This window comes from Caballeronia sp. PC1 (genome assembly GCF_021353155.1).
In the GTDB taxonomy this organism is placed as follows: Bacteria; Pseudomonadota; Gammaproteobacteria; order Burkholderiales; family Burkholderiaceae; genus Caballeronia; species Caballeronia cordobensis.
The window spans coordinates 20,290-40,876 of record NZ_JAJUBH010000005.1; the positions used below are offsets into that span (position 1 = coordinate 20,290).

Genomic DNA, 20,587 nt, shown 5'->3' on the forward strand with positions numbered 1-20,587 from the left:
CGTTTCTCCTTCACTGACCCGCAGTCATCGAAGCTGGGACGACCTGGTATTCAAGCTGTGCCCAGGTCTGTGACACGTCTCGCCGCAGTTCAAGCACCTGAAGTTCAGCCTCTAGTTGCGCGCGTCGAGCTGCAAAGGTGTCGGCGAGTGAGCCGGTGCCTGCCTTATAGGCGGCAGCCGCTAGTTGTACGCGCTGGCCAGCAGCCGGAAGTAGCGAGTTGGAGAGATTGGCAATGCGCTCGCGACCGCTCGCGAGGGTGGCGGACTGAGTGCGGATGTCGGCTTCGACCTGACGCTGCGCGTCCTCGTACATCAGGCGCGCCTTAGTGCCAAGCTCCGCTTTTTCCGCCGCATCCCGGTCCTGGCGATTTTTGCGATTGATGGGCAACGGGATGCTGACGCCAATCGACACCATATTCGAGTACGCTCCGCCGCGCTGTTGGTACGCAACGCCCCACGTCCAGTTCGGGCTTCGGTTACTGTTCGCGACGGCCGTATCGGCATCGGCGAGCGCGATGTCGCGCGACGCAGCGACGAGTGCCGGCTGTACCTCACTGAGCTCCTCCGGAGGTAGCGTCGATACGTAGGATAGGGGCGCGGGCGGCTCGCCCGCCACGTCGGACGCAGGCATCGCCGTCCATCGAGACAACCCGATGAGTGCCGTCTGGAAAATTTGGCGGGTCTTGAGCAACTGGTCCTGGGTCTGCGCGAGCATCACCTGCGCTTGCGTGACATCAGCGGCGGTCGCCTTCGCCCCGCGGTATGAAGCCTTCGTCGCGGCGAGCTCATGACTCATGTGTTCAACGAGTTCCTGCTGCAACAAGACAGTCTTCTTTGCGTACACCGCATTCAGCCACGCGATGGCAGTCTGCTGACGCGTGTTCGCGAGCTGAGCAAGATAGCCCGCTCGCTCGCGGTCAACAACGTCGTTTGCTAGAGCGGATTGGAGTCGGCGCTTCTCGCCCGACACCCATTCCTGCTCGATGCCGACGCGACGCATCGTCATGAAATCCTGGCCGACCGTGAATTTCTGCTGCCCTGTCACGGGCAGATTATCGATGCCCGCCTTGAGTACCGGGTCGGGCAACTGACCTGCCCGGATGGCCGCTTCTGAACTCGCGCGCACCGAGGCCTGCGCCGCCCCCATGACGGCAGAATGGTCGGTCGCCGCCTGAAGTGCTGCATCAAGCGTAATGGGTGTTTCCTGAGCGTACACAGTCACGCTCGTGAGAATCAGCGCGGCAAAAAGTGAATGCGCGCGCGGGGATGCACGCCGGTATGACGGCGTGCCAATGATTAAAGGCATGTTCTAACCCCAACGGCGGACTCCCATAGGGAATCCACGTCCTGAATGCAGGACGACCTCGCCGCTATTGCGGCGAACCTGTCAGCAAGGGATTAGAGAGTGCGAGGAGGTCGCCAGAGGCCGGCCGGTTCACGGTCGACGAGCGAGTGCGCGTAGTGGAATTGGGGCGGGCTGGACAAGGCGGCAGGACGCGTTACCTCGAGGCGCGAAACCGGGTGGTAGAGGCTGCCGAGCTGGCATTGCGCCGTTGCCTTGCAAAAGTACCCTTTAGCCTTCTCAGGTTGAGAAGATTTCGTCATCTCGCACCCGAGCATCTCCGACGACATCGCGCTTCCTTCGTCAGAGCCCGCGCTCATCTGCATCGGACATTCTCCGGTCAAGCCGCTGGCCGCCAGCCCACTGATGGGCAGCACAGCGCAAAGCAACAGGAGGAGCAGTATCCGAAGAAATTTCATGTCTAGAAGCGTAGCGAAGCTATTTTATACACGTTCTAGGAAATTTGTCGTCCGCGCCGCTTTTTTACCGGCCACGACGTGCACCGGCAGCACGTCCGGCGGAGCAGCTCAACGCGGTGCCGATTACCGCGCTAGGATGCACGCGAGGTTTTATAGTGCAGCCAACATCACTAAGCGTCCGGTACCTGCCGGCGGTAAATTTACGCACAAAGCTACGGCGCAGCAGGCCGGAACCCACTTCTATCCTTCAAACGACCACGTAGACCGTCAGCATGCGCTTGGACCAGGGACCAAAGCGGTTGGCACACTGCTAGTTCCGACGGACCGCGGTTGTAGGGGCAGTTCGCCGCAATATCCGGAGACGTTCGAGCCCCAGCCCGTGAATTTCGGAAAAAAAAAGACCCGGCGTTGCAACCGGGTCTGAAGGGATGGCGGTGCACACGACTACCCGCACGTCCGTCGAACGCTTAGGGAAGCATAGTCGAGGTCCACCATCCGCGTGGACGTCAAAACGGCATGAAGTCGCGCGAGACACAGTGTCCCGCGCGCCGGCTCTTAAAACATCGGTAGCACCCTCTGACGCACGTCGAAACCGCTCAGAACCGATGACGCAACGCTACACGAGCACGCCTGATTTGAAGTCGTCGCTTTATCACGAAGAGTCTTGATTTGATACGCAGTCCTATTTGCCAAAACTTAACGCAGTCATTTTTACCAGATTTTGCATCCCAATATTCTAACTATACAAACCAACGGCGCACGGTTCATTGCGCTGGGATTACATTTTGGCAATCTGTTCGTCATCAGACGTCTTCAATACGCTCCGAGGCATTAAGATGCGAGAGTAGGTAGCCAACCGGGAGAATGCCAGCCAACTTCATCCACATTTTCTACGCTTCAAACGTTGCGCAATTTTCATGTTGAAGCCATGCTCCCGACAGAGTCCAAAACCTAAACTTTCCTCCAATCAAACTCACTTGGAGGACGCAATGAAAGTAATCCCGTTGTTGGTTGCTACCCTGAGCATCGCCGTCGCAGCGCCAGCTTTTGCCGAACATGCCTATCGCTTGAACGGCGTACAGCCGACCCGAGTGGCCGAATCGTTAGCGGCGTCGAGCAGCAGCACGCAGTCGTATGGCGGCAGCTCCGATGGCGTGGCTGCTACAGGCAAAATTGGGAAGAGCCGCGCGGAAGTCGTCGCCGAAATGATTCAAGCGCAACGGGACGGCATCATCCCCACCAGCAAGAACGACTACCCGCCCAGCGAGAGAACCATCGAACGCAATAGAGAACTCTATCGGATTCGCAATCGCTGACCTCCACACAACTAGGATTTCAGGCCAACTTGCTTCGCTCGACGGATGGCCTTAGCCAACGTGGCACAAGAGTTTGCAGAATTCAGCTGGCGATGGGCGGCAGTTCGACGGAAAAACGAGAGGTTCGTCGAACTGCCAAACATGGATTTCTTCAGCGAAGACAGCGTTCGAGCCGCCATGAAGCGTTGATTGGATGATGTTGGCCGATTCCCTTCTTCTCGGTGAGAGCATGAGACACTGGGTTCTTCCTGCAGCGTCATTGTCGGCCGTCGCGCTCGTCGGTGCGACCGCGTTCGTCTTGTCTGGAAGCTACAACATGGGGGCAGATGCTCCGCATTGGTCCCTTACCTACAAGATTTTGCAAACATTGCGGATGAGGTCCATCGAGGCTCATTCGAAGGACATCGCGCTGCCAGACCTCAATAGTCCCGAACTCATTCTTAAGGGCGCGGGGCAATACGCGGCAATGTGCGTGACATGCCACCTTGCACCTGGAGTGAAAGATTCGGAGCTGGCTCCTGGACTCTACCCTCAGCCGCCGGAGCTGGCGAAGTCGCAATTGGACCCGCGCAGCGCATTCTGGGTTATCAAGCACGGCCTCAAGATGAGCGCAATGCCCGCTTGGGGCAAGACACACGATGATGAGACGATTTGGAGTATGGTTGCCTTCGTGAACAAACTGCCGAGTATGAGCCCACAGGAATACAAGGAAATGGTGGCCAACGCGCCTCCAGACGAGGAAATGGAGAGTATGAAGAACATGCCTGGAATGAAGTCGATGCACGGCGCAGCAGAGGACGCGAAGAATGATGCCACTTCCTCACATAGCCCAGAGACCAGCCATCATACTCATGGCGCGGACTGAAGTTTTCCAGTCACGCTTCGAGGGCCTTCGTACAGACTGAGGCGCTCCGCATGAGGCTGCCGGTTTCTCGATTGGTTGGCTCGCGGAGAGGTCGAGTTTCGGCCACGCGGACGGTTTCGTACGGCAAAGGCTGAACGCGTATGCCAATACGCGTTTTTGCCGGTAAGCGATTCCGTCCACCTTGGGCCCGGCAGAAATGTCGGGCCTTTTTTTCAACACAGGAGCGTTGTCGCGAACAAGTTGCAAAGTGCCAACTGCGCAGCGCGCGGTTGCGCATCGACGCCACAGCAACGGCGTTTCGGTCGACCTGCACTATTGGAGAGCTGTCATGGGGAAGGTCTTGTTCGTCGACGACCACATAGACACAGCCGATATGTTGGCAAATATCGCACTCGAATTGGGCCATTCTGTGTCGGTCGCATATGATGGAGCCACGGCAAGCTGGATGGCGTCTCAGCAAATCTTCGACCTGGTGTTTCTGGACATCTCACTACCGGATGTCGATGGACGAGACGTGTGCTCTCAGATTCGTTGCGGCCTGTCAAGGCATGCCCGCATTGTTGCCATTACAGGCCGCGCTGAAATTCGCACGAGCGGCGAACTGAGCGGATTCGACGACTGGTTAATCAAACCCATTTCGATGCACCAGATTGAACACCTGCTTACTGCACCGTAGCCGTGGGCGGTATTCATGCCAGGACGAGCAGAGAACGCGAGTGCCCTCGGCGGCCTGCATGGTCCCCTTGACGTCGTCACCGAAATCGAGGTGTGCGCGCCTTCTAGGGGCTCCTCCAATCCGACCAGAGGTTCGTCAAGCCGGCACCTTCCGCAGGTATCACTCGCATCATGGAACATCTCCGTGCGCGGGAGGCCCAGCTCCCTTTTCCGCGCCGGGACCGACGTCGCGTACTTCTTGCGGCGAGGGTGCTACCCTTAAGACCTCGGACAAGATGGTCTTTCAACTATTCACTCGCCGGAGACTTGTCCTCCAGCACGTAACCCATTCCGCGGACAGTGTGGAGCAACTTCTTGTCAAAGGAGGAGTCAATCTTAGCTCTGAGCCTTCGGACCGCGACGTCGACCACATTTGTATCGCTGTCGAAGTTTATGTCCCATAACTGCGATGTGATGAACGTTCTAGTCAAGACTTCGCCCTGCCGCTCTGCCAGCAATTGAAGAAGAGCGAACTCCTGGGCGGTAAGTTCAATCCGTACGCCACCGCGCCTCACGCGTCTCTTTATGAGTTCAATCTCTAAATCAGCAATGAACACGTAGTCACGGGCCGAACGAGGCACTCGTCGAAGAAGAGTACGGATTCGAGCCAGCAGCTCTATGTACGCAAAGGGTTTCGCCAAATAGTCATCAGCGCCCAGCTCGAAACCTTTAACTTTGCTCTCAGTGGTGTCTCTCGCGGACAGAAGGAGCACAGGCGTGTCCTTTTGCTCCCTTAACCGTTTCAGCACCTCGAAACCATCTATCTGAGGCAGCATCACATCAAGGACAATCAGGTCGAAGTCCTCGTGCAGGGCCAGAAACAAGCCATGCCTACCATTGTCGGCAATGTCGACAGTGAAACTCGCCTCCGTGAGTCCTTTACGAAGATAGGAACTCATCTTCTGCTCGTCTTCGATAAGTAGGATGCGCATACCGCTATGATTTATTCCTTTCGACCAATGGTTCCGAGCGGAAGCGCCCACCGCGTTGCACTCCGCTTCGAGATTATTCCGGGGAAGACAAATTGAGAACCGAGGAGGCGAGGGATGAACTCCGTGAGCCTCCCCCTCTCCAAGAACCTTACCGGCCGAACTTGATGCGCGCGGTTCGCTTACCGCGGAGGACAGTTCGTTGGCTTTACGTGCAGGTTTTGGCAGGGATACTCGGGCTTCAACTGTGGACTCGGTGCAGCGCGTGTGTTAGTGCTAGCAGCAGAGCCTTTCTGATTCGATATCGTGCCACAGGCGGCAAGAACGACGCCCGCTATTATCGCTACCATTACTACGCGGCCACTACCAATATCTGCTTTCAAGCTGGACCTCGCTCTTTCAGCACCAGCGTAACCTAAGTGTCCGGCTCACACCTTGGCTGTCAAACACTGCACCTTGTTGGCGAAACAAGGCAGCGCGAGCCGGCCGACCCTTACTGCGCTTGCGCCGCGCGTTGCCGCGCAGCGTACTTTTCTTTGTTCAATTGAACGCGCGATTCGCTAGGCGGATAGTCGTTGTCACCGTGCTGGATGAGTCCGTCTCGTTCCGCTTGTTTCAATTCTTGCAAGACTTGCTGTCGGGTCTTCCCTGTGGGTGCGGCCTGAGCGACCGGCGCTTGCCAGACGTGAGCGGATTGAGTAGTTTCAACACTTTCCGCTCTTGCGGTTTCCTTCGGAGGGTAATTGTGCATAGAATCTGCCAAGGCAGCTGTTGTGGCGACACTCAAGCATAGGGCGACAGCAAGACGATGCAATTTCATGTTTAACCTCGTTGTTAACAGCTGCGTCGGTGATTCGACGCGCTACGGGGCTTATTCTGAAGACGTGCACCTGAAAACACCGTGACGCTCAGATGACTATTCAGTCACCCAACGTGCAGGACGCGAAGGGCTGAGTGTGTCACTGCATTGCGCTTTTCCAATTGAGAGGTTCTGCTCTTTCACGGTATGAGTGGTTGCCGTGCGCGGCGCAGCCGTGATGGCGGTCAAATAAGTAACATCGCGTCGGTGCGATGCTGAATGACTTAGCAGGTCGTTGAACTATCCTTCGCGAACGCGTGCTCGCTTATACGCAAGAGCTAGCGCGGTGGTGTTCCGACGGCGAGCTTCCTTGATTCGGGTGACGCTGATGCCGCTTTCCGTCTTGCTTACCCTTTCATGTTGCTTGAGCAGCAAGCGTTCGCGCGTGAAACAAGTTGTGGCCGATTGAGTCAGCAAAAGCAACTGGACATCGCCTGCCGAATCCTGCCGACGGTCTTGCCCTACCCAGCAACTGGGTCGACTCGCCACAGACCTCGATACTCTATGCGTTCGCGTCTGAGTTGACTGATTGCGCAACCACCATTACGTCGTTGGCGCGTTAATCGCGGACCTGGGACCCGCCCGCGCATGCGGAGCTTTGCGCCACATGCGGCGTCACAGCGGCACATGGCCACGAACCCCGCCGCTTCGTAGTTCTTGTCCGCATCGACTGTGATAGACGTACTGGCAAATCGCACCGCATCCGCGAGCATCTCTGCGGCCTCGTCCCGGTCGACCGTGTCGTTTGCCTTGTACATTCATCACGACGCCATGCCGGTGAAGCGAGGTCCGAGGCATTTCTCGACGCGGCCATTCGTACGTGTCACGGACGTCGGTTCCAGGGCGTCTCTCATATTCGCCTCGCCGTGGCCGGGTTTAACTGGTTTAACTAGGGTTGAGCTGCGTAGATTATGAGAAACGAAGTTGGGCACCGTTTCGTGGCGCAAAGGCGAGAAGCTCTTCCTTTCTGGTTGATGACTGTCGCGTGAAATCTTTGTCATTTTTGCCAATCGGGCTTAACGGATGCTAGCGCTCCCTCTGTCACTCGGCGATGCGCATACTCGGAAAATTCCACGGAGGGGATTATGCAATTTAGTATGAGGAAGGAAACAGTACGGCGTGACGTTCCGGCTTTTACCATCTGTGCACGTCAAGGCCGTCGAACGGCAATCGCAATCGTCGCAGCAGTAGCTGCTTTTGCCAGCTCGTCCACCTATGCTGACGGCCCTGGGCGAGGACTAACGGCGAATTTCGAGGTGGGACTGATGGAGACCATCGTGGACCATCATTTTTCTGCGCTCAGGATGACCGAGCTTGCCGCAGGCACTGACGTTCGAACGAGCGGCAATCTGTCTCCAACCGAGGGAACGTCACCGTCTCCGGGGTTTCCTCCGACACAAGCTAAGGCCAGCTCGGACGAAATCAAATCTAATGCTCGTATGGAAAATCGCACACAGCGCGAGCAGATTTTTCAGTTGCAGTCGCTTCTTCACGACTGGTATGGAATCAACTACCAACCCCAGCTGCGTCCGGAACAACAGGCGGCCATCGGAATACTTGAGCATGCGCAGCCAGGCAAGTCTTTCGACCGCGCTTACCTGGAGGTATTCAGTCACCACCACTATCAGTTGTTTAAGTCCCTTAATGGATGCATGAGCGGTGTAGACCGACGCCATGAGGCACTCGCGCGCCTATGCAATCAAATGTGGCACGCTCAGACTAGCGCCGTCGACGAGATGCGAGAGCTGCTCGAGAAGAACTTCGGGATTGCAGATTATCAACCCTTCTCGGACGCTAGCCCACTGCAACCCGAAGGAGGAAATCTGCGCGGACAGCACAGCGGTGGTCGATAGCGCTTACCGAATATAGAAACTGCATCGCCAAGTGCTTACACCTTTTTCGCACGGCGGACCGAGCGAGCCGCTCTGGGCCCGCTTGGCGAGATAGCGTCCTACGCCATCGCGCGACATTCCTTCGCGCACGTGCGGCAAGCCTCTGCGCATTGCCTGCAATGCTCGTGTTGGTGTTTCTCGCACTCGGTAGCGCATGCTTCACATAGGGACGCGCATAGCGAACAAATGTCTTTGACATGTTGGCTGCCGCGAGCCATGACCGCAGACGCAAGACGACAGACACCAGCGCAGTCCATGTCCTGTCTGATGCAATCGGCCATTTGGGAGACGTTGCTTTCAGACAGGCATGCAGTTGCGCAATTGTCGCAAGCAGTGGCGCAGGAATCGCAAGCGTCAATGCACGACTGATACTGTTGGTGAGCCATATTTCCTCCTTGAATAGTAGGGGCTGGATGAGCCAGCGAAGAAGGACGCGCACGCATCGTGCCCGGTGATGCAAGCATCAATGCAGTCCTGTCATGACATGCGGTAGGTCTATCGGTCGGCGACGAGGTCTGTTCCTACGTCGGCCACCGACGGCTATCGCTCGCTAAATCAAGCGTTCCAACGAGCATGATGCGGTGTCCGCTCATCTATCAGAACCGCAACGAACACCACAGGCCCAACAGGAAGCATTTCGCAGAAACATTTGAACAAATGCGTGCCGCTGCTACGGAGTGAACCGGACATTCTTAGCGTCTAGATTAAAGCGACCAGCAAGCAACGGGAGACAAGTGACTACAGCTTGGAGGCAATGGCCTCGATGGGCTTCATCCCGGTGCCGAAACGCGCGATGGTTTCCCGATTTGCTTTTAGCGCACTATAGGGGATGTATTTCATGCTCAGCGCAGCCACGCGCGAGAATGCCGGCCTCGCGAGTTGACTACGAACGTCGCTCTCTCGGCTGTCGGGAGCAACGAGATACAGATGTCGTTGAATAGTATCTGCGGACCCAAGCGCAAGGTCGAGCAATCGAACGATGCCGGAGTAGATTGACGTCGAATGCTCTACTTCGAAAGCGGCGACAACCGAGCCGTCTTCATGCAGCCAGATGACGTCAATCAAAGGTACCGTGTCTCCGCCCACGATTGAAAGCGCAACCGGTAACTGCTCAAGGCATCCGTCGGAGAGCTTTCCTTCTTCATACGGGCGGGACCTATCGTTGGTCGCAATCCAAACCTTATATCCAAGCGAATGTCCGAGGTCGCGCAGCCAACCTTGAATCTGCGTATGTGTCGCATCCTCCTGTCTGCTTGCCGCCAATTGTTTGGCTTGACTCGCGGATTGGGCGCGGACTGCCTCAAGGTCTTTGCGCCACGCGTCGTGTGAGGCCATGTCGTCAGCCATCGGCGGAAGCGGATACCGTTCGCTTCCAACGTCAAACAGGAATCCAGCGGCTGCACCAAGGTCGTTGGATAAGAGCCCGCGATGCGCCGCATTGAACGCAAGAATGCTCTCCCGCATCGTCAAATAATGGTCCCAGCGGCCGAGCTTAACGTTCGAGCGCGAGACTGCGTTGAAGCCTTTGACGATGGCTGTATTGAAGGGACTGACCAGCGTCGGATGGATGAAATACAACAAGTTCGCGACAGCCGGTCCCAGCCCCTTGATAGCATGGGAATCGAGCGCTCGTATGGCGCAAAGCACTTCTTCTGCTTCGCTGCAGCAGTCGCAAGTTTCCAGGAGCCGCGCGAACGCCCGCTGATTGCCGGAGTTCTCGTAGATGTCCGGGATTCGGAGCTTCGGCTTCCAGATGAACGCATGGTCCGCCCCTTTAAATATTTGCCGTTGCTCGGCGATTGAGTGAACGACAGTCTCGAGTGACGACCCGCGGTACGCGTTCCCGAAAGTGCCTGCCTTTATCTCCTTCACAACTTGTCGAAGCCCTTGGCGAATCGAGCGGAAATTCTTTAAGCGTTCGGGCCATAAGAACCAACTCTGAAACGTTCCTGTCGGGTCTTGCTTCCAATGCTGAATCAACGCTGCTATTTCGTCCATTTGCTCGCGACTCTCTCGTTTGCCGCGAGTCTACCACTGCCCCGTTGCTCAAAAGCCATATGAAAACGTACATCCGAGCGTGCCGGCTCGCATTAGCCCTGCCTTGTGGGTCATCGGGAGAATCCCGGCTCGCCGCATGTGTTGTAACGAGTAACGCGTCAGGACGTTCCACCGGTCGCACGGCACATTAGGGCGCGCAACGCGGCCTGACGTGGAAGGCTGAATGACCGAGCCGCCGTCGGTTCCACCCGACAACGGTTTCTTCACCGAGGTTGCGCTTTACCTACGTGATATGCCTCGTCGAAGGAGGACCGCAAAAATGACGGTTGAATGACCAAAATGTAATGCTGACATCATCTGCCTAGTTCGAGTTGTGGACTACTAGGGCGAAGGCGACGTTGGAGTGCCGGGCGCGACGCTTCATGTTCAAACGACGGGGACAGCGGAGGTGCGTTAATACCAAAGGCGCAAGCCAACTACCAGTTCCGTATCGGTTACCGGCTCTCCATCGCGGCGGGAAAAATCAGCCGTACGGCCGAAGCGGCGTCCCCACACAAAGCCAATGTAGGGAGCTATTTCTCGCCTAATCTCGTAGCGAAGACGCAACCCCAGTTTGATATCAGATATACCACTGCCAATTTCTCGCTCCGGGTCGGACTTGCCGTATGCATTCATCTCGGCTTCGGGGGTCAGAAAGAGCTTCTGAGACAGCAAGATGTCGTAGGATGTTTTCAACTGAAGAGCGGTGCGGCCGGAAGTTCCGATATAGCCGGTCGCCTGTATATTGAAGAAATAAGGAGCTAGTCCTTCAACGCCGATGGCTGCCCAATCGCGAGTCGGTCCATTACCGAAGTCGTGCCGGACACCAAGTTGCGCGTTCCAATAGGTCGAGTATGCATGTGATACGAGAGCTTCGACGCGCGCATCGTCTGTTTTTCCGTAAAGACGCTCCCCAGAACTCTTCAACCAAAGCCTGTTGATGTCGCCGCCAATCCATGCCTCACCGTCCCACGACCATCCTTGTCCTCCAACTGCCTTAACGTACTCCAACTGGTTGATGAGAATTTGATGGTAGATACCGCTGTCGGACATATCCATGCCTTGCATCGGTATGCCTTCATTCGGGTTCGCCATCGGAATGCGAGGTTCGTCTACCCCAATGATGTGATTGGGTCCATTGAGCGGGCCTGCCTTCGGACTCTTCGAATTATCCACCCGGATACCGGCGTCGCCGCTAGACTTCGACCCATTGCTGTCGGTCGATGCAGCCGATTTGGGATGTGGCTGGTCGCCCGGCGATTTCGTCTGGTCCCCGCGGTCCATCCCTGACGTTCCTTTTGCCCTGGGTGCTCCGCCCGTCTGTAAGGCGGAGCCGGAGCGGGACTGAGATGAGTTAGTCCCTTCGTCCGACATGTCCACGTTGCCCATGCCTTTCATGCCCGGCATACCGTCCATCTGCGACATATCTCCTGCAGCCACGGCCGACGAGGAGGCTATCAATAGCGCGACCGCGGTTGGAAAGGGCTTGACCGGCTTCCTTTGGCTCGCGCGCCTGAAAAAGTCGCTCGCGCTCATGCGACCACCACCTTGCGGAACATTCCCGCCTCCATGTGATACAGAAGATGGCAATGAAACGCCCATTGCCCGGGAGCGTCCGCTGTTACCAAATAGCTCACTCGCTTGGTGGGCTGGACGTTGATGGTGTGTTTCCGCACGAGGAATTGCCCATGCTCGTCCTCCAATTCCATAAACATCCCATGAAGATGAATCGGATGGTTCATCATCGTGTCGTTTATGAGCGTAACCCTGAGCCGCTCCCCATAGTTGAAGACGATAGGTTCAGCTTCCGAGAACTTCTTGCCATCAAAGCCCCAAATAAAACGGTCCATGTTCCCCGTAAGCCGTAGCGTCATTTCCCTCGTAGGCGGGCGGTTGTCGAGCGGGCCGCCAATGGTCCGCAGGTCGGAATAGGTCAGCACCTTTCGGCCGTTGCCCCGCAGCCGTGGTCCTGGGTCGCTTAGAGAACTCGAAACAGTCATCGGTCGCATGTCGACTTCAGGGCCGGTCTTAAGAGCCATCTCACTCATCCCCGTGGTCCCTCCGCCGTTTATGCCTTTCATGTCGCCCATGTCCTTCATGTCGCCCATGTCTTTCATGTCGGCCATGCCCTTCATGTCACCCGTGTCCTTCATGTCGCCCATGCTCTTCATGTCGCCCATGTCACCCATGTCCTTCATGTCGCTCATGCCCTTCATGTCGTGCATGCCCTTCATGTCGCCCATATCCGACATTCCCTTCATTCCGTCCATCCCGCCCATACCCATGTCGTCCATCGTCAGCCAGGTCTTCTGGTCCATTGGGGGAATTTGAGCTTGCATACCGGGGTATGAAGCGAGAGTTGCGCGGGCATATCCACTTCTGTCCATCGACTGACAAAAAATCGTGTACGCCTTGTCGTCAGGCATCTCAACCACAACGTCGTAGGTCTCGGCGACCGAAATGCGGAATTCGTCAACCTCAACCGGTTCAACTTCCTGTCCGTCTGTCGATATGACTGTCATCTTCAGGCCCGGGATACGAACATCGAAAAGCGTCGTTGAAGACCCGTTGATGAAACGAAGTCTCACCTTTTCACGAGGTCGCGCGATAGCGGTCCAGTTCCCGGCAGGAGCCACACCATTGACGAGGTATGTGTAGGTGGCCCCCGACACATCATTGAAATCGGTGGGGTTCATTCGCATTTCGTTCCACATCTGCCGCTTCTTCAATGCCCCCTTGAGCCCGATTCGCTTGATATCGCTAAAAAACTGCGGCGCCGTCGGCATCTGGTAGTTGTAGTAGTCACTGGAGACCTTCAGGTTCTGCATGACTCGCTCTGGATTCTCGTCGGTCCAGTCGCTAAGCATGACAACGTAGTCACGGTCCGTAGGGACGCTCTCGCCATTGGCGGGCTCAATGACCAGTGGCCCATATAGGCCGGTCTGCTCTTGGAAACGGCTATGACTGTGATACCAGTACGTTCCCGCTTGCCGAACAAGGAATCTATAGGTGAACGTTTCGCCGGGCTCGATTCCAGGAAAGCTGATGCCAGGGACGCCGTCCATTCCAAAGGGGACAAGGATGCCGTGCCAATGAATGGAGGTAGGAACCGCAAGCCGATTCGTGACTCGCATCGCAACTTCCGAACCCTGTTTCCACTTGAGAATCGGAGCAGGAATCGACCCATTGACGGAGGTTGTAGGTCGGGTGCGCCCGGTATAGTTGACCGGTGTCGAGTCAATCGTTAAATCAAACTGCGTGCCGCTAAGTACCGTCGGACCCGTGCTTACAGTTGCGGCATGTGATGCAATCGGCCATCCGCCAATGCCAGCGACGAGACTACCGGCTGCGAGCCCGCGTACAAAACGCCGCCTTCCGTTGATTTCAACATCAATATCCGCTTGTTGCTTTAGCTTAGTCACGTCAAGCCCTCTCACAACTAGAACTAGGATTTGTCCCACCGCGCGCCGCATGGTCATACGAACGCCGAGGCTTCTTGCGCACTGCACACGAGGCAGTATCGACGCCCTTGGCGAAAAGCCGGAGCCGACGACATTCCATACGAAAACGCTTTTGAACATTGACCAGCCCTCTGTATGCGAGCGACCGAGTCGACTTGTCGATGAGATTAACTGCACAAGACAGCGGAAGGAAAGCGGAAAAACGCAATACGATTGAAGATGACTAACAAATGACCCAGTCGTAATGTGCGCGCAATCAATGCGTCACTTGCGAGCATGCCACCATCCTGCGTCTACGCAGTTCGCGCTCCAACCACTGGTTAGTTCGAGCAAGAAAGTCGAGAAAGATGTATTTTTTCGAATACCAAAGTCCCCGGGTTCGAGCGCCGCCGGTCGCGGTCGTGAACCTGACGGGGCGACGCATCGACGCTTAATGCCCCAAACTGCTCGCAGTCACCTGCGCACCTGGGCCGTGCCGCGTGGCTGTCGCCTTGCCGTGCTCAGTCGAACTCATGCCCGCCGTTCCCGAATCCTTGCCGTACTGCATTTCGAGGATTTGTGCGGCCGTGCCCTCGGCGGGTCACGTTTGATTGGGTCTTCGCTTGTAAGCTGTCCCGGCTTGCAGCTTTTGACCGTGGTCCGTTTGACCCTCCAGAACGCGAATCGTAAAACGTTGCGTCATTTTTTCATAAGCACCGCTATGGCAATTCGGATGTGAGAAGGAATACCGCTCCGGCTTCGTCCTGCCGGGTGAGCGACGACGTGCTGCTGACGTACATCAAGCCGATTCATGCCGAGGTTAAGGGCGAATACTGACGGCCGCGCATTTGGAAGGAGTTGATTGCGCTGCGTACGCGTGGATTAGGACCGGCTTCGCAAGCTGATGGCGCGGCACGGTATCCACGCACGGCACAAGCGCAAGTACGTTGCGAAGACCAACTCGAACCACAACCTGCCGGTCACGCCGAACTTATGGAGCGCAACTTCACGGCGGTAGCGCCGAAGCAGCTCTAACGAGCGACATCACGTATGACGCGGAGGTCGAAGGTTGGCTTGTATCTGGCCGTCGTCATCGACATGCTTAGATGGCAGGTGGTGGGCCGGTCGATGCAGCCGCATATGAATGCCGGACTGGCCACAGATGCGCTGCGCATCGCATTGCGTTCCGGCGTCGCCTGGGAGCCGGAATGATGGTGCGTATCACCGTGGCAGCCAATATTGCAGCGGACTCTTCCAGGACACGCTTAAGGCGTACTGGCATCCGTTTGTCACGGAGCCGTCGCGGCGATTGTTGTGATAGTGCGTCGACCGAAAGCCTGTAAGGCTCGCTGAGGGGTCGCACGACTGCGCGCTCGTCACTTCGCAACGCAGAGTGCTGCGATGGATGAAATCGCCGACTGGCTCGGCTTCTACAATGCCCGCCGACTACAAATTCACGAGAAGGTCTTTCAGTGCGGAGAGGACATCGACGGATGCGTCTCCCATCGCAGAAACACGGCTCGCCACGCGGTTAAGAAGGCCCGAAGTAGAACTCCGGGCCCGAAAGACGAGTCTGCTGAGAGCCTCAACTAATCTCGATGACGGTAGACTCGCCGCGAACCGCCGCGTTGCTATCTTCGGTTCGCGCCGACCGCTTTCCAATTTAAGTTGCGAGGGGCTTGTGAGCACCGATGTGCAGGAGCCTGCCGAGATTTCGCTCTGTCACTCGGTGCCCGGAAGCGGGCTCGATACGAGCACCGTCGCAATTGCAATCACGCCTATAAGGACCCATGACTCTATATGCAATACGGTCGCGAAGCGTTTCAGTTGACGCGTCTGAATGGCAGACGAAGACCCTTTCAGCGACGCAAGAAGCGCGGGCATCTCGAAGAACCGGTTATGGCCGCCCAGCGCGGCGGCGACCAAGACGAGCGCAAGCTTAAAGACGAGGACCACACCGTAAGACGAACCGAGAATATTCTCAGGTGCGCTGACACCACGCCAGCCGTTGAACGCGCCCGTCAGGAACAGGGCGATGAGGGCGACGGTAGCCGCATCCGACATCGCCTGAACATATCTCGCGCCCCCGGAGAGTTCCGTCGACCTCGCGCGCAACATTCCCGGCGACACGATGTACGCTGCCATGAGGACCATACCCACCCACGAACTAATCGCGAGAAGGTGAACCCAATCCACCCATACGGGGAGACTCAAAATACCTGCATCTACCGGGTGACCCGCGTTACTTTTTGCCAGAGCGACTCCCCCTATCAAGAGCCACATTAGAGGGTGACACGGAATACCGGCGCCACTCGTAGGTTTGAACGACAACACAACAGCGCAGAGCAGCAGACTAGCCCCAATTGCCCAAATATGGCCGAACTGCGTCTTCACCAGCATCGAGCGGACTGCGGGCCAAGCGTCGAGGAGAGTAGTCTCGCTCATCAACGCGCAATGAACCCAAAATCCTGCCGTACTTGACAGCAACGCTACGATGGCTGACATCCTGAAGACAAGTGCGAGCTTCGCCGAGGCGCGCACTTGCCAATCGGATTTCGGTCCCCTCAGCCACCACGCGCTGAGAAGAGCGCCGACCATGGCCGCAAGACCGAGGTTTTGCAACGCCATCAACAAAAGGCGCTCGATGTCCAAGGAGCCGTAGTTCATCAGTTCACCGAGAATTTATACGTGCCTTTCGCTTTGTGACTGTCACCGGTCATGACAGCCCATTGCACGGAATACGTACCTGCCGCCAACTTCGGAACGGCGAGAGTCAAAACGCGCTTGTTTGCCGGGTCCACCTTGGCCTTTTCATCACCTACCGATGCACCGCTCGCATCAGCGACTTTGATGGTGCTGAAAGTCGGTTCGAGGTCTTCATTGAAGGTTAGGCGCAGTACGCCCGGTGCAGTTGAAACCGTGCCATTCACAGGAGGTTCTGCGCTCTCGAGCTTGCCGTGTGCGAAGGCAATAGCTGGGGTCAATGCGATGGCCAGAGTCGCAACGACCGGCGCGATGAGCTTGTTTTTCGAAGCCTTCATTTTTGATTTCCTTGATAGTGGTTGGTGCGGGCCGTCGAAACAGCGCTGCGCACCGAGTTGTCTGTCCTAGATGCTTTTACTGTTTCTGCAGTTTCGTAACAGTCAACGCACCGTTAATTTCCTCTGCAACGAAATCAACCTTGTCGCCCACTTTGACTTGCGACAACATCGCCGGGTCCTTGACCTTGAAAGCCATCGTCATCCCGTCCATGCCGAGGTTCTCAAGCGGGCCGTGCTTGATGGTCAACTTGCCGGACGCCGTATCCACTTTCTTAATTTCGCCGTGCGACATCGATGAGTTAGCTGCCCCCCCTTGCTTGGCGCCGCTCGACATGTCCATGTTCTCCATATCGCCCGCCGCGAATGCGGCGCCAGAAGTGGCCAATGCAACGCCGAATGCAATCGAAACAAATGTCTTTTTCATGCTCTTTCTCCAGATACTGTTTAGAAAATATCCGCTTCTCGCCGCGGACCTGCGATTTAGCTATCAGACATGTCGCCGGTGTATTCGTATGCGACAGTGCCCTTAGGATGCTTGTACCAACCCGGGTCGCGATAATCGTTACGGCCCAAGCCTTCGCGCACCTTCACAACCGTGAACATACCGCCCATCTCAAGCGGCCCGAATGGTCCCGTTCCCGTCATCATGGGGAGCGTATTTTCAGGCAACGGCATCTCCATTTCCCCCATGGCGCCGCCCGCACTCCCCATTGCCATGTAGTCCGGAACGAGCTTATTGATACGCTTCGCCAAATCCTTTTGTTGCACGCCAATCAGATTTGGCACCTGGTGGCCCATGGCATTCATCGTGTGGTGCGATTTGTGGCAGTGAAACGCCCAGTCCCCCGGCCGATTCGCCGCAAATTCAATAGCTCGCATCTGGCCTACGGCCACGTCTGCAGTCACCTCCGGCCAGCGCGCGCTCGGCGGAATCCAACCGCCATCCGTCCCCGTCACTTCAAAGTCATAGCCGTGCAGGTGAATTGGGTGATTGGTCATCGTGAGGTTACCGAACCGAATGCGAACACGGTCCCCCTTACGCACCGGCAATGTGTCGATGCCCGGAAAGACTCGGGAATTCCAGGTCCACATGTTGAAATCGGTCATCTCGTTGACCCGCGGAGTAAAACTCCCAGGGTCAATGTCATACGCCGACATCAGAAAAACGAAATCTCGGTCAACGCGCATGACGTTCGGGTCCTTGGGATGGACGATGAACGTACCCATCAATCCCATTGCCATTTGCACCATCTCGTCGGCGTGCGGGTGATACATGAACGTCCCATGTTTCTCGAGTTGAAACTCGTAGACGAAGGTCTTTCCCGGCGGGATATGCGGTTGCGTCAGCCCTCCAACGCCGTCCATCCCGGACGGCAGCAGCATTCCGTGCCAATGCACGGTGGTATGCTCGGGAAGCTTGTTGGTCACAAAGATTCGAACTTTGTCGCCCTCGACCGCTTCGATGGTTGGACCCGGCGACTGGCCGTTATAGCCCCAAAGGTTCGCTTTCATACCGGGGGCCATTTCGCGCACGACTGGCTCGGCTGTCAGGTGAAACTCCTTCCAGCCGTTCTTCATGCGCCATGGCAACGACCAGCCATTGAGAGTCACCACCGGTGTGTAGGCGCGGCCGCTCGACGGGACCAACGGTGGCTGCATGTTAACGCTCGACGTTGTCGGCGCCTCCGGCAGAGATGCAGCGCCGGCCTTGCTAACAAGTGCTGCGCCCAACAACGCAGCGCCTGAACCGCCGATGAAATTTCGACGTGAGACCATTTATTTACCTTCAGAATTTGGTGACGATGCCGGCTGTGCCAGAGGCGCGGGGTGAGATTGGGCGACGGCTAGAGTAGGAAGGCGGCCACCGACTGCTTGCTGCAAATCGGTCTCCGCAATCCAGTAGTCCTTCAGCGCCTCGATATAGCTGTTGACGGCGCCGACCTGCTCACGAGAATCCGCCAGCAACTCAAAAACGCTTGCAAGCATGCCGTTGTAGCGAAGCATCAGCTCGTCTGAAATCGACTTGCGCAGCGGAACGACTTCGTCGCGGTAGTGCTTAGCTACGTCGTATTCGGTCACGTAGGCCGAGTAAGATTCGCGAACCTCCGACCTGGCGTTCACAGCGGTTTCCGCCAAGCGGTTTGCCGATTGCATATAGATTGCTTGCGCGCGTGCTACCTTCGACCCGCCCCAGTCGAAGATGGGAATCTCGACGCTGATTTCGTAGCCGTGCTCGTGACCCTTGTCGGTCTCGTAGTTATTGAGAATTCCAACGTCGAGTGCGTTAATGAAGCGTGTTGCCTTGGTCAAGCCTAAGGAAGTGGCCACGCTCTGTGTCTGCAACTTCGCCGCCTGAATGTCGAGACGGTTCTGCATTGCAAAGCTTTCCAAGTCATTCAATTCCGGGCGAGAATTCGGAAGGTCCGGCAGCCGGTCAGGAAGCTGGTATTGAGTACCCGAACCCCAAAGGCCCATGACGCGAGTAAGCTTCTCGCGGGCCGAAACGCTTTCCTGGCGGGTCTTCGCAAGTTGAGCCACGGAGTCGGCGTAAAACGCCTGCTCTCGCGCGTAGTCCAACTTGCTGAAGTTGCCTGCTTGTTGCATCCGCTGAGCGAGTTCTGCAGCTGCCTCGGCCGAATCCTTGACTTGCTCGGCGTAGGCAACCGACTGCTGGGCGGCCACTGCGGTGGTGTAAGCGCGGCGTGCGTCAGCGGCGACCTTGAGCATGGCATCGGCCGTAAGCAATTTCGTCTGTTCGAAGCGGCGGCTTTCGATTCGAGTCGCGAGCGGGAGCGTAAAAATGCTCAAGATGCCCATCGAGAACGTACGGCCGATGGTCAGGTCGTTGCTGGAATGCGTCCGACTGAACGTGAAACCCGGGTTTGGCAATCGTCCTGCCTGCACGAGGTCAGCCTCGGAGATACCAAGCTCCCCATAGGAAACCTGCAATCCGCGGTTGTTCAGGAGCGCAACCTGCACTGCATCGTCCATGGTCAGCGGTTTGGCCAACAACTCCTTGGTCCGCGTGAAAACCGCATTGCGGTCATCGTCAGTTTTCACGATGACAGCGTCTTTTCCCAGTCGTTCAGATGCGACATTAGCGACACTGTTAAAACCGCCGTCCTTAGAAAAAGTCGTACACCCGGCCAGCACCGCGACGATGCTTACGGTCGTCACTAGGCGGCCAGCGGAAAGAAAACGCTGGTTCATTCGTGCATACCCTCGTGGTTCGAATGCTCTTTCTTGTTGTCACGAGTCGAGCCCGTGTTGCCATCAGTCGCGGACTTCGCGGGCATCTCTGAAGGGCTCATTCCGGCCATGCCGTTGCGGCCCTTCTGCGATTTTTCGTCCCCACGTACCGCGCCCTTGCTAGCTTTGGTGACGGCCGTCGACGACGGCATCGTGGAATGGTCCATTTCTCCGACCCCGGACATTCCAGCCGGACCGGTTTTTTTCGGAGTTGGAGCCACGGCATTGTTGAGCTCGCTCCAAGGCCCGACCGGCTTGTCCTGGAACGATTGATATGAACCGGCTATCGCCGGAACCATCACAGACGGCACCGGCGCCGCGGCGTCCGTAGGGTCGGGAAGCGACGGCGTTTCGCTCGCGAAGGACGGCATCGCCGCCGCCGCAGTGAGCAGCGCCGCTAGAATGTTTCGCATAAAAAATTTCTCGACGTAAGTCAACTGTCCACAAGGAGTTGCAGACAGAACGAAGGTGCGTCACGCCATGG

The 20,587-nt window shown here is 56.8% G+C and carries 18 protein-coding genes and 1 pseudogene; 5 read left to right on the forward strand and 14 right to left on the reverse strand.

The window, feature by feature from the left end; genetic code table 11:
- Positions 1 to 10: 10 nt before the first annotated feature.
- Both LY284_RS36200 and LY284_RS36205 read right to left on the reverse strand, forming a co-directional pair.
- Complete coding sequence (locus LY284_RS36200) at positions 11 to 1,306, reverse strand: TolC family protein (RefSeq protein ID WP_029672309.1); 1,296 nt, start codon at positions 1,304 to 1,306, stop codon at positions 11 to 13.
- A 92-nt stretch (positions 1,307 to 1,398) separates the two neighbouring features.
- On the reverse strand, positions 1,399 to 1,761 hold the full coding sequence (locus LY284_RS36205) for a hypothetical protein (protein ID WP_029672310.1): 363 nt from the start codon (positions 1,759 to 1,761) through the stop codon (positions 1,399 to 1,401).
- Positions 1,762 to 2,750: 989 nt separating this feature from the next.
- Between LY284_RS36205 and LY284_RS36210 the strand changes: the two genes are divergently transcribed.
- The 3 genes from LY284_RS36210 to LY284_RS36220 all read left to right on the forward strand — a co-directional run bounded on the left by LY284_RS36210 (position 2,751) and on the right by LY284_RS36220 (position 4,618).
- Positions 2,751 to 3,077, forward strand: coding sequence for a DUF4148 domain-containing protein (locus tag LY284_RS36210; protein ID WP_033536748.1), 327 nt, complete (start codon positions 2,751 to 2,753; stop codon positions 3,075 to 3,077).
- Between the two features lie 193 nt (positions 3,078 to 3,270).
- Entirely contained in the window at positions 3,271 to 3,942 is a 672-nt protein-coding gene (locus LY284_RS36215) for a cytochrome c (protein WP_233392116.1), read from the forward strand.
- A gap of 328 nt (positions 3,943 to 4,270) precedes the next feature.
- The gene (locus LY284_RS36220; protein ID WP_029672313.1) at positions 4,271 to 4,618 is read left to right on the forward strand and encodes a response regulator transcription factor; all 348 of its coding nucleotides are present in this window, start codon (positions 4,271 to 4,273) and stop codon (positions 4,616 to 4,618) included.
- 286 nt (positions 4,619 to 4,904) lie between these two features.
- On the opposite strand, the gene LY284_RS36225 is transcribed toward LY284_RS36220, so the two are convergent.
- Both LY284_RS36225 and LY284_RS36230 read right to left on the reverse strand, forming a co-directional pair.
- Positions 4,905 to 5,588 carry a heavy metal response regulator transcription factor gene (locus LY284_RS36225; protein WP_029672314.1) on the reverse strand — a complete coding sequence of 228 codons (684 nt, stop codon included), beginning with the start codon at positions 5,586 to 5,588 and terminating at the stop codon, positions 4,905 to 4,907.
- A gap of 490 nt (positions 5,589 to 6,078) precedes the next feature.
- Positions 6,079 to 6,405, reverse strand: a complete 327-nt coding sequence (locus LY284_RS36230; protein ID WP_049815721.1) for a DUF4148 domain-containing protein — start codon at positions 6,403 to 6,405, stop codon at positions 6,079 to 6,081.
- A gap of 1,304 nt (positions 6,406 to 7,709) precedes the next feature.
- On the opposite strand from LY284_RS36230, the gene LY284_RS36235 reads away from it, so the two are divergent.
- Positions 7,710 to 8,297, forward strand: coding sequence for a DUF305 domain-containing protein (locus LY284_RS36235; RefSeq protein ID WP_233392119.1), 588 nt, complete (start codon positions 7,710 to 7,712; stop codon positions 8,295 to 8,297).
- A gap of 98 nt (positions 8,298 to 8,395) precedes the next feature.
- Here the strand turns inward: LY284_RS36235 and LY284_RS36240 are convergent, their stop codons facing one another.
- The 4 genes from LY284_RS36240 to LY284_RS36255 all read right to left on the reverse strand — a co-directional run bounded on the left by LY284_RS36240 (position 8,396) and on the right by LY284_RS36255 (position 13,795).
- Positions 8,396 to 8,800, reverse strand: coding sequence for a four-helix bundle copper-binding protein (locus LY284_RS36240; RefSeq protein WP_375294347.1), 405 nt, complete (start codon positions 8,798 to 8,800; stop codon positions 8,396 to 8,398).
- A 274-nt stretch (positions 8,801 to 9,074) separates the two neighbouring features.
- Complete coding sequence (locus tag LY284_RS36245) at positions 9,075 to 10,334, reverse strand: hypothetical protein (protein ID WP_029672316.1); 1,260 nt, start codon at positions 10,332 to 10,334, stop codon at positions 9,075 to 9,077.
- Between the two features lie 453 nt (positions 10,335 to 10,787).
- Entirely contained in the window at positions 10,788 to 11,909 is a 1,122-nt protein-coding gene (locus LY284_RS36250; protein WP_233392121.1) for a copper resistance protein B, read from the reverse strand.
- Positions 11,906 to 13,795, reverse strand: a complete 1,890-nt coding sequence (locus LY284_RS36255) for a copper resistance system multicopper oxidase (RefSeq protein WP_051996596.1) — start codon at positions 13,793 to 13,795, stop codon at positions 11,906 to 11,908. Before LY284_RS36255 ends, LY284_RS36250 begins: the two co-directional genes overlap by 4 nt.
- A 786-nt stretch (positions 13,796 to 14,581) precedes the next feature.
- On the opposite strand from LY284_RS36255, the pseudogene LY284_RS36260 reads away from it, so the two are divergent.
- Positions 14,582 to 15,262: pseudogene (locus LY284_RS36260) on the forward strand (IS3 family transposase); the annotation flags it as partial.
- 273 nt (positions 15,263 to 15,535) lie between these two features.
- Here the strand turns inward: LY284_RS36260 and LY284_RS36265 are convergent.
- From LY284_RS36265 to LY284_RS36290, 6 genes are all read right to left on the reverse strand, one after another.
- Entirely contained in the window at positions 15,536 to 16,480 is a 945-nt protein-coding gene (locus tag LY284_RS36265; RefSeq protein WP_033536747.1) for a copper resistance D family protein, read from the reverse strand.
- Positions 16,480 to 16,854, reverse strand: coding sequence for a copper resistance protein CopC (locus LY284_RS36270; RefSeq protein ID WP_029672320.1), 375 nt, complete (start codon positions 16,852 to 16,854; stop codon positions 16,480 to 16,482). Before LY284_RS36270 ends, LY284_RS36265 begins: the two co-directional genes overlap by 1 nt.
- 76 nt (positions 16,855 to 16,930) lie before the next feature.
- Positions 16,931 to 17,278, reverse strand: coding sequence for a copper-binding protein (locus tag LY284_RS36275; RefSeq protein ID WP_029672345.1), 348 nt, complete (start codon positions 17,276 to 17,278; stop codon positions 16,931 to 16,933).
- 56 nt (positions 17,279 to 17,334) lie between these two features.
- Positions 17,335 to 18,630 carry a copper oxidase gene (locus LY284_RS36280; RefSeq protein ID WP_029672344.1) on the reverse strand — a complete coding sequence of 432 codons (1,296 nt, stop codon included), beginning with the start codon at positions 18,628 to 18,630 and terminating at the stop codon, positions 17,335 to 17,337.
- Entirely contained in the window at positions 18,631 to 20,064 is a 1,434-nt protein-coding gene (locus LY284_RS36285) for a TolC family protein (protein WP_029672343.1), read from the reverse strand.
- A complete protein-coding gene (locus LY284_RS36290) occupies positions 20,061 to 20,540 on the reverse strand; it encodes a hypothetical protein (protein ID WP_051996570.1) in 480 nt (159 codons plus the stop codon). The genes LY284_RS36285 and LY284_RS36290 overlap by 4 nt, the downstream gene beginning before the upstream one ends.
- Positions 20,541 to 20,587 lie beyond the last annotated feature (47 nt).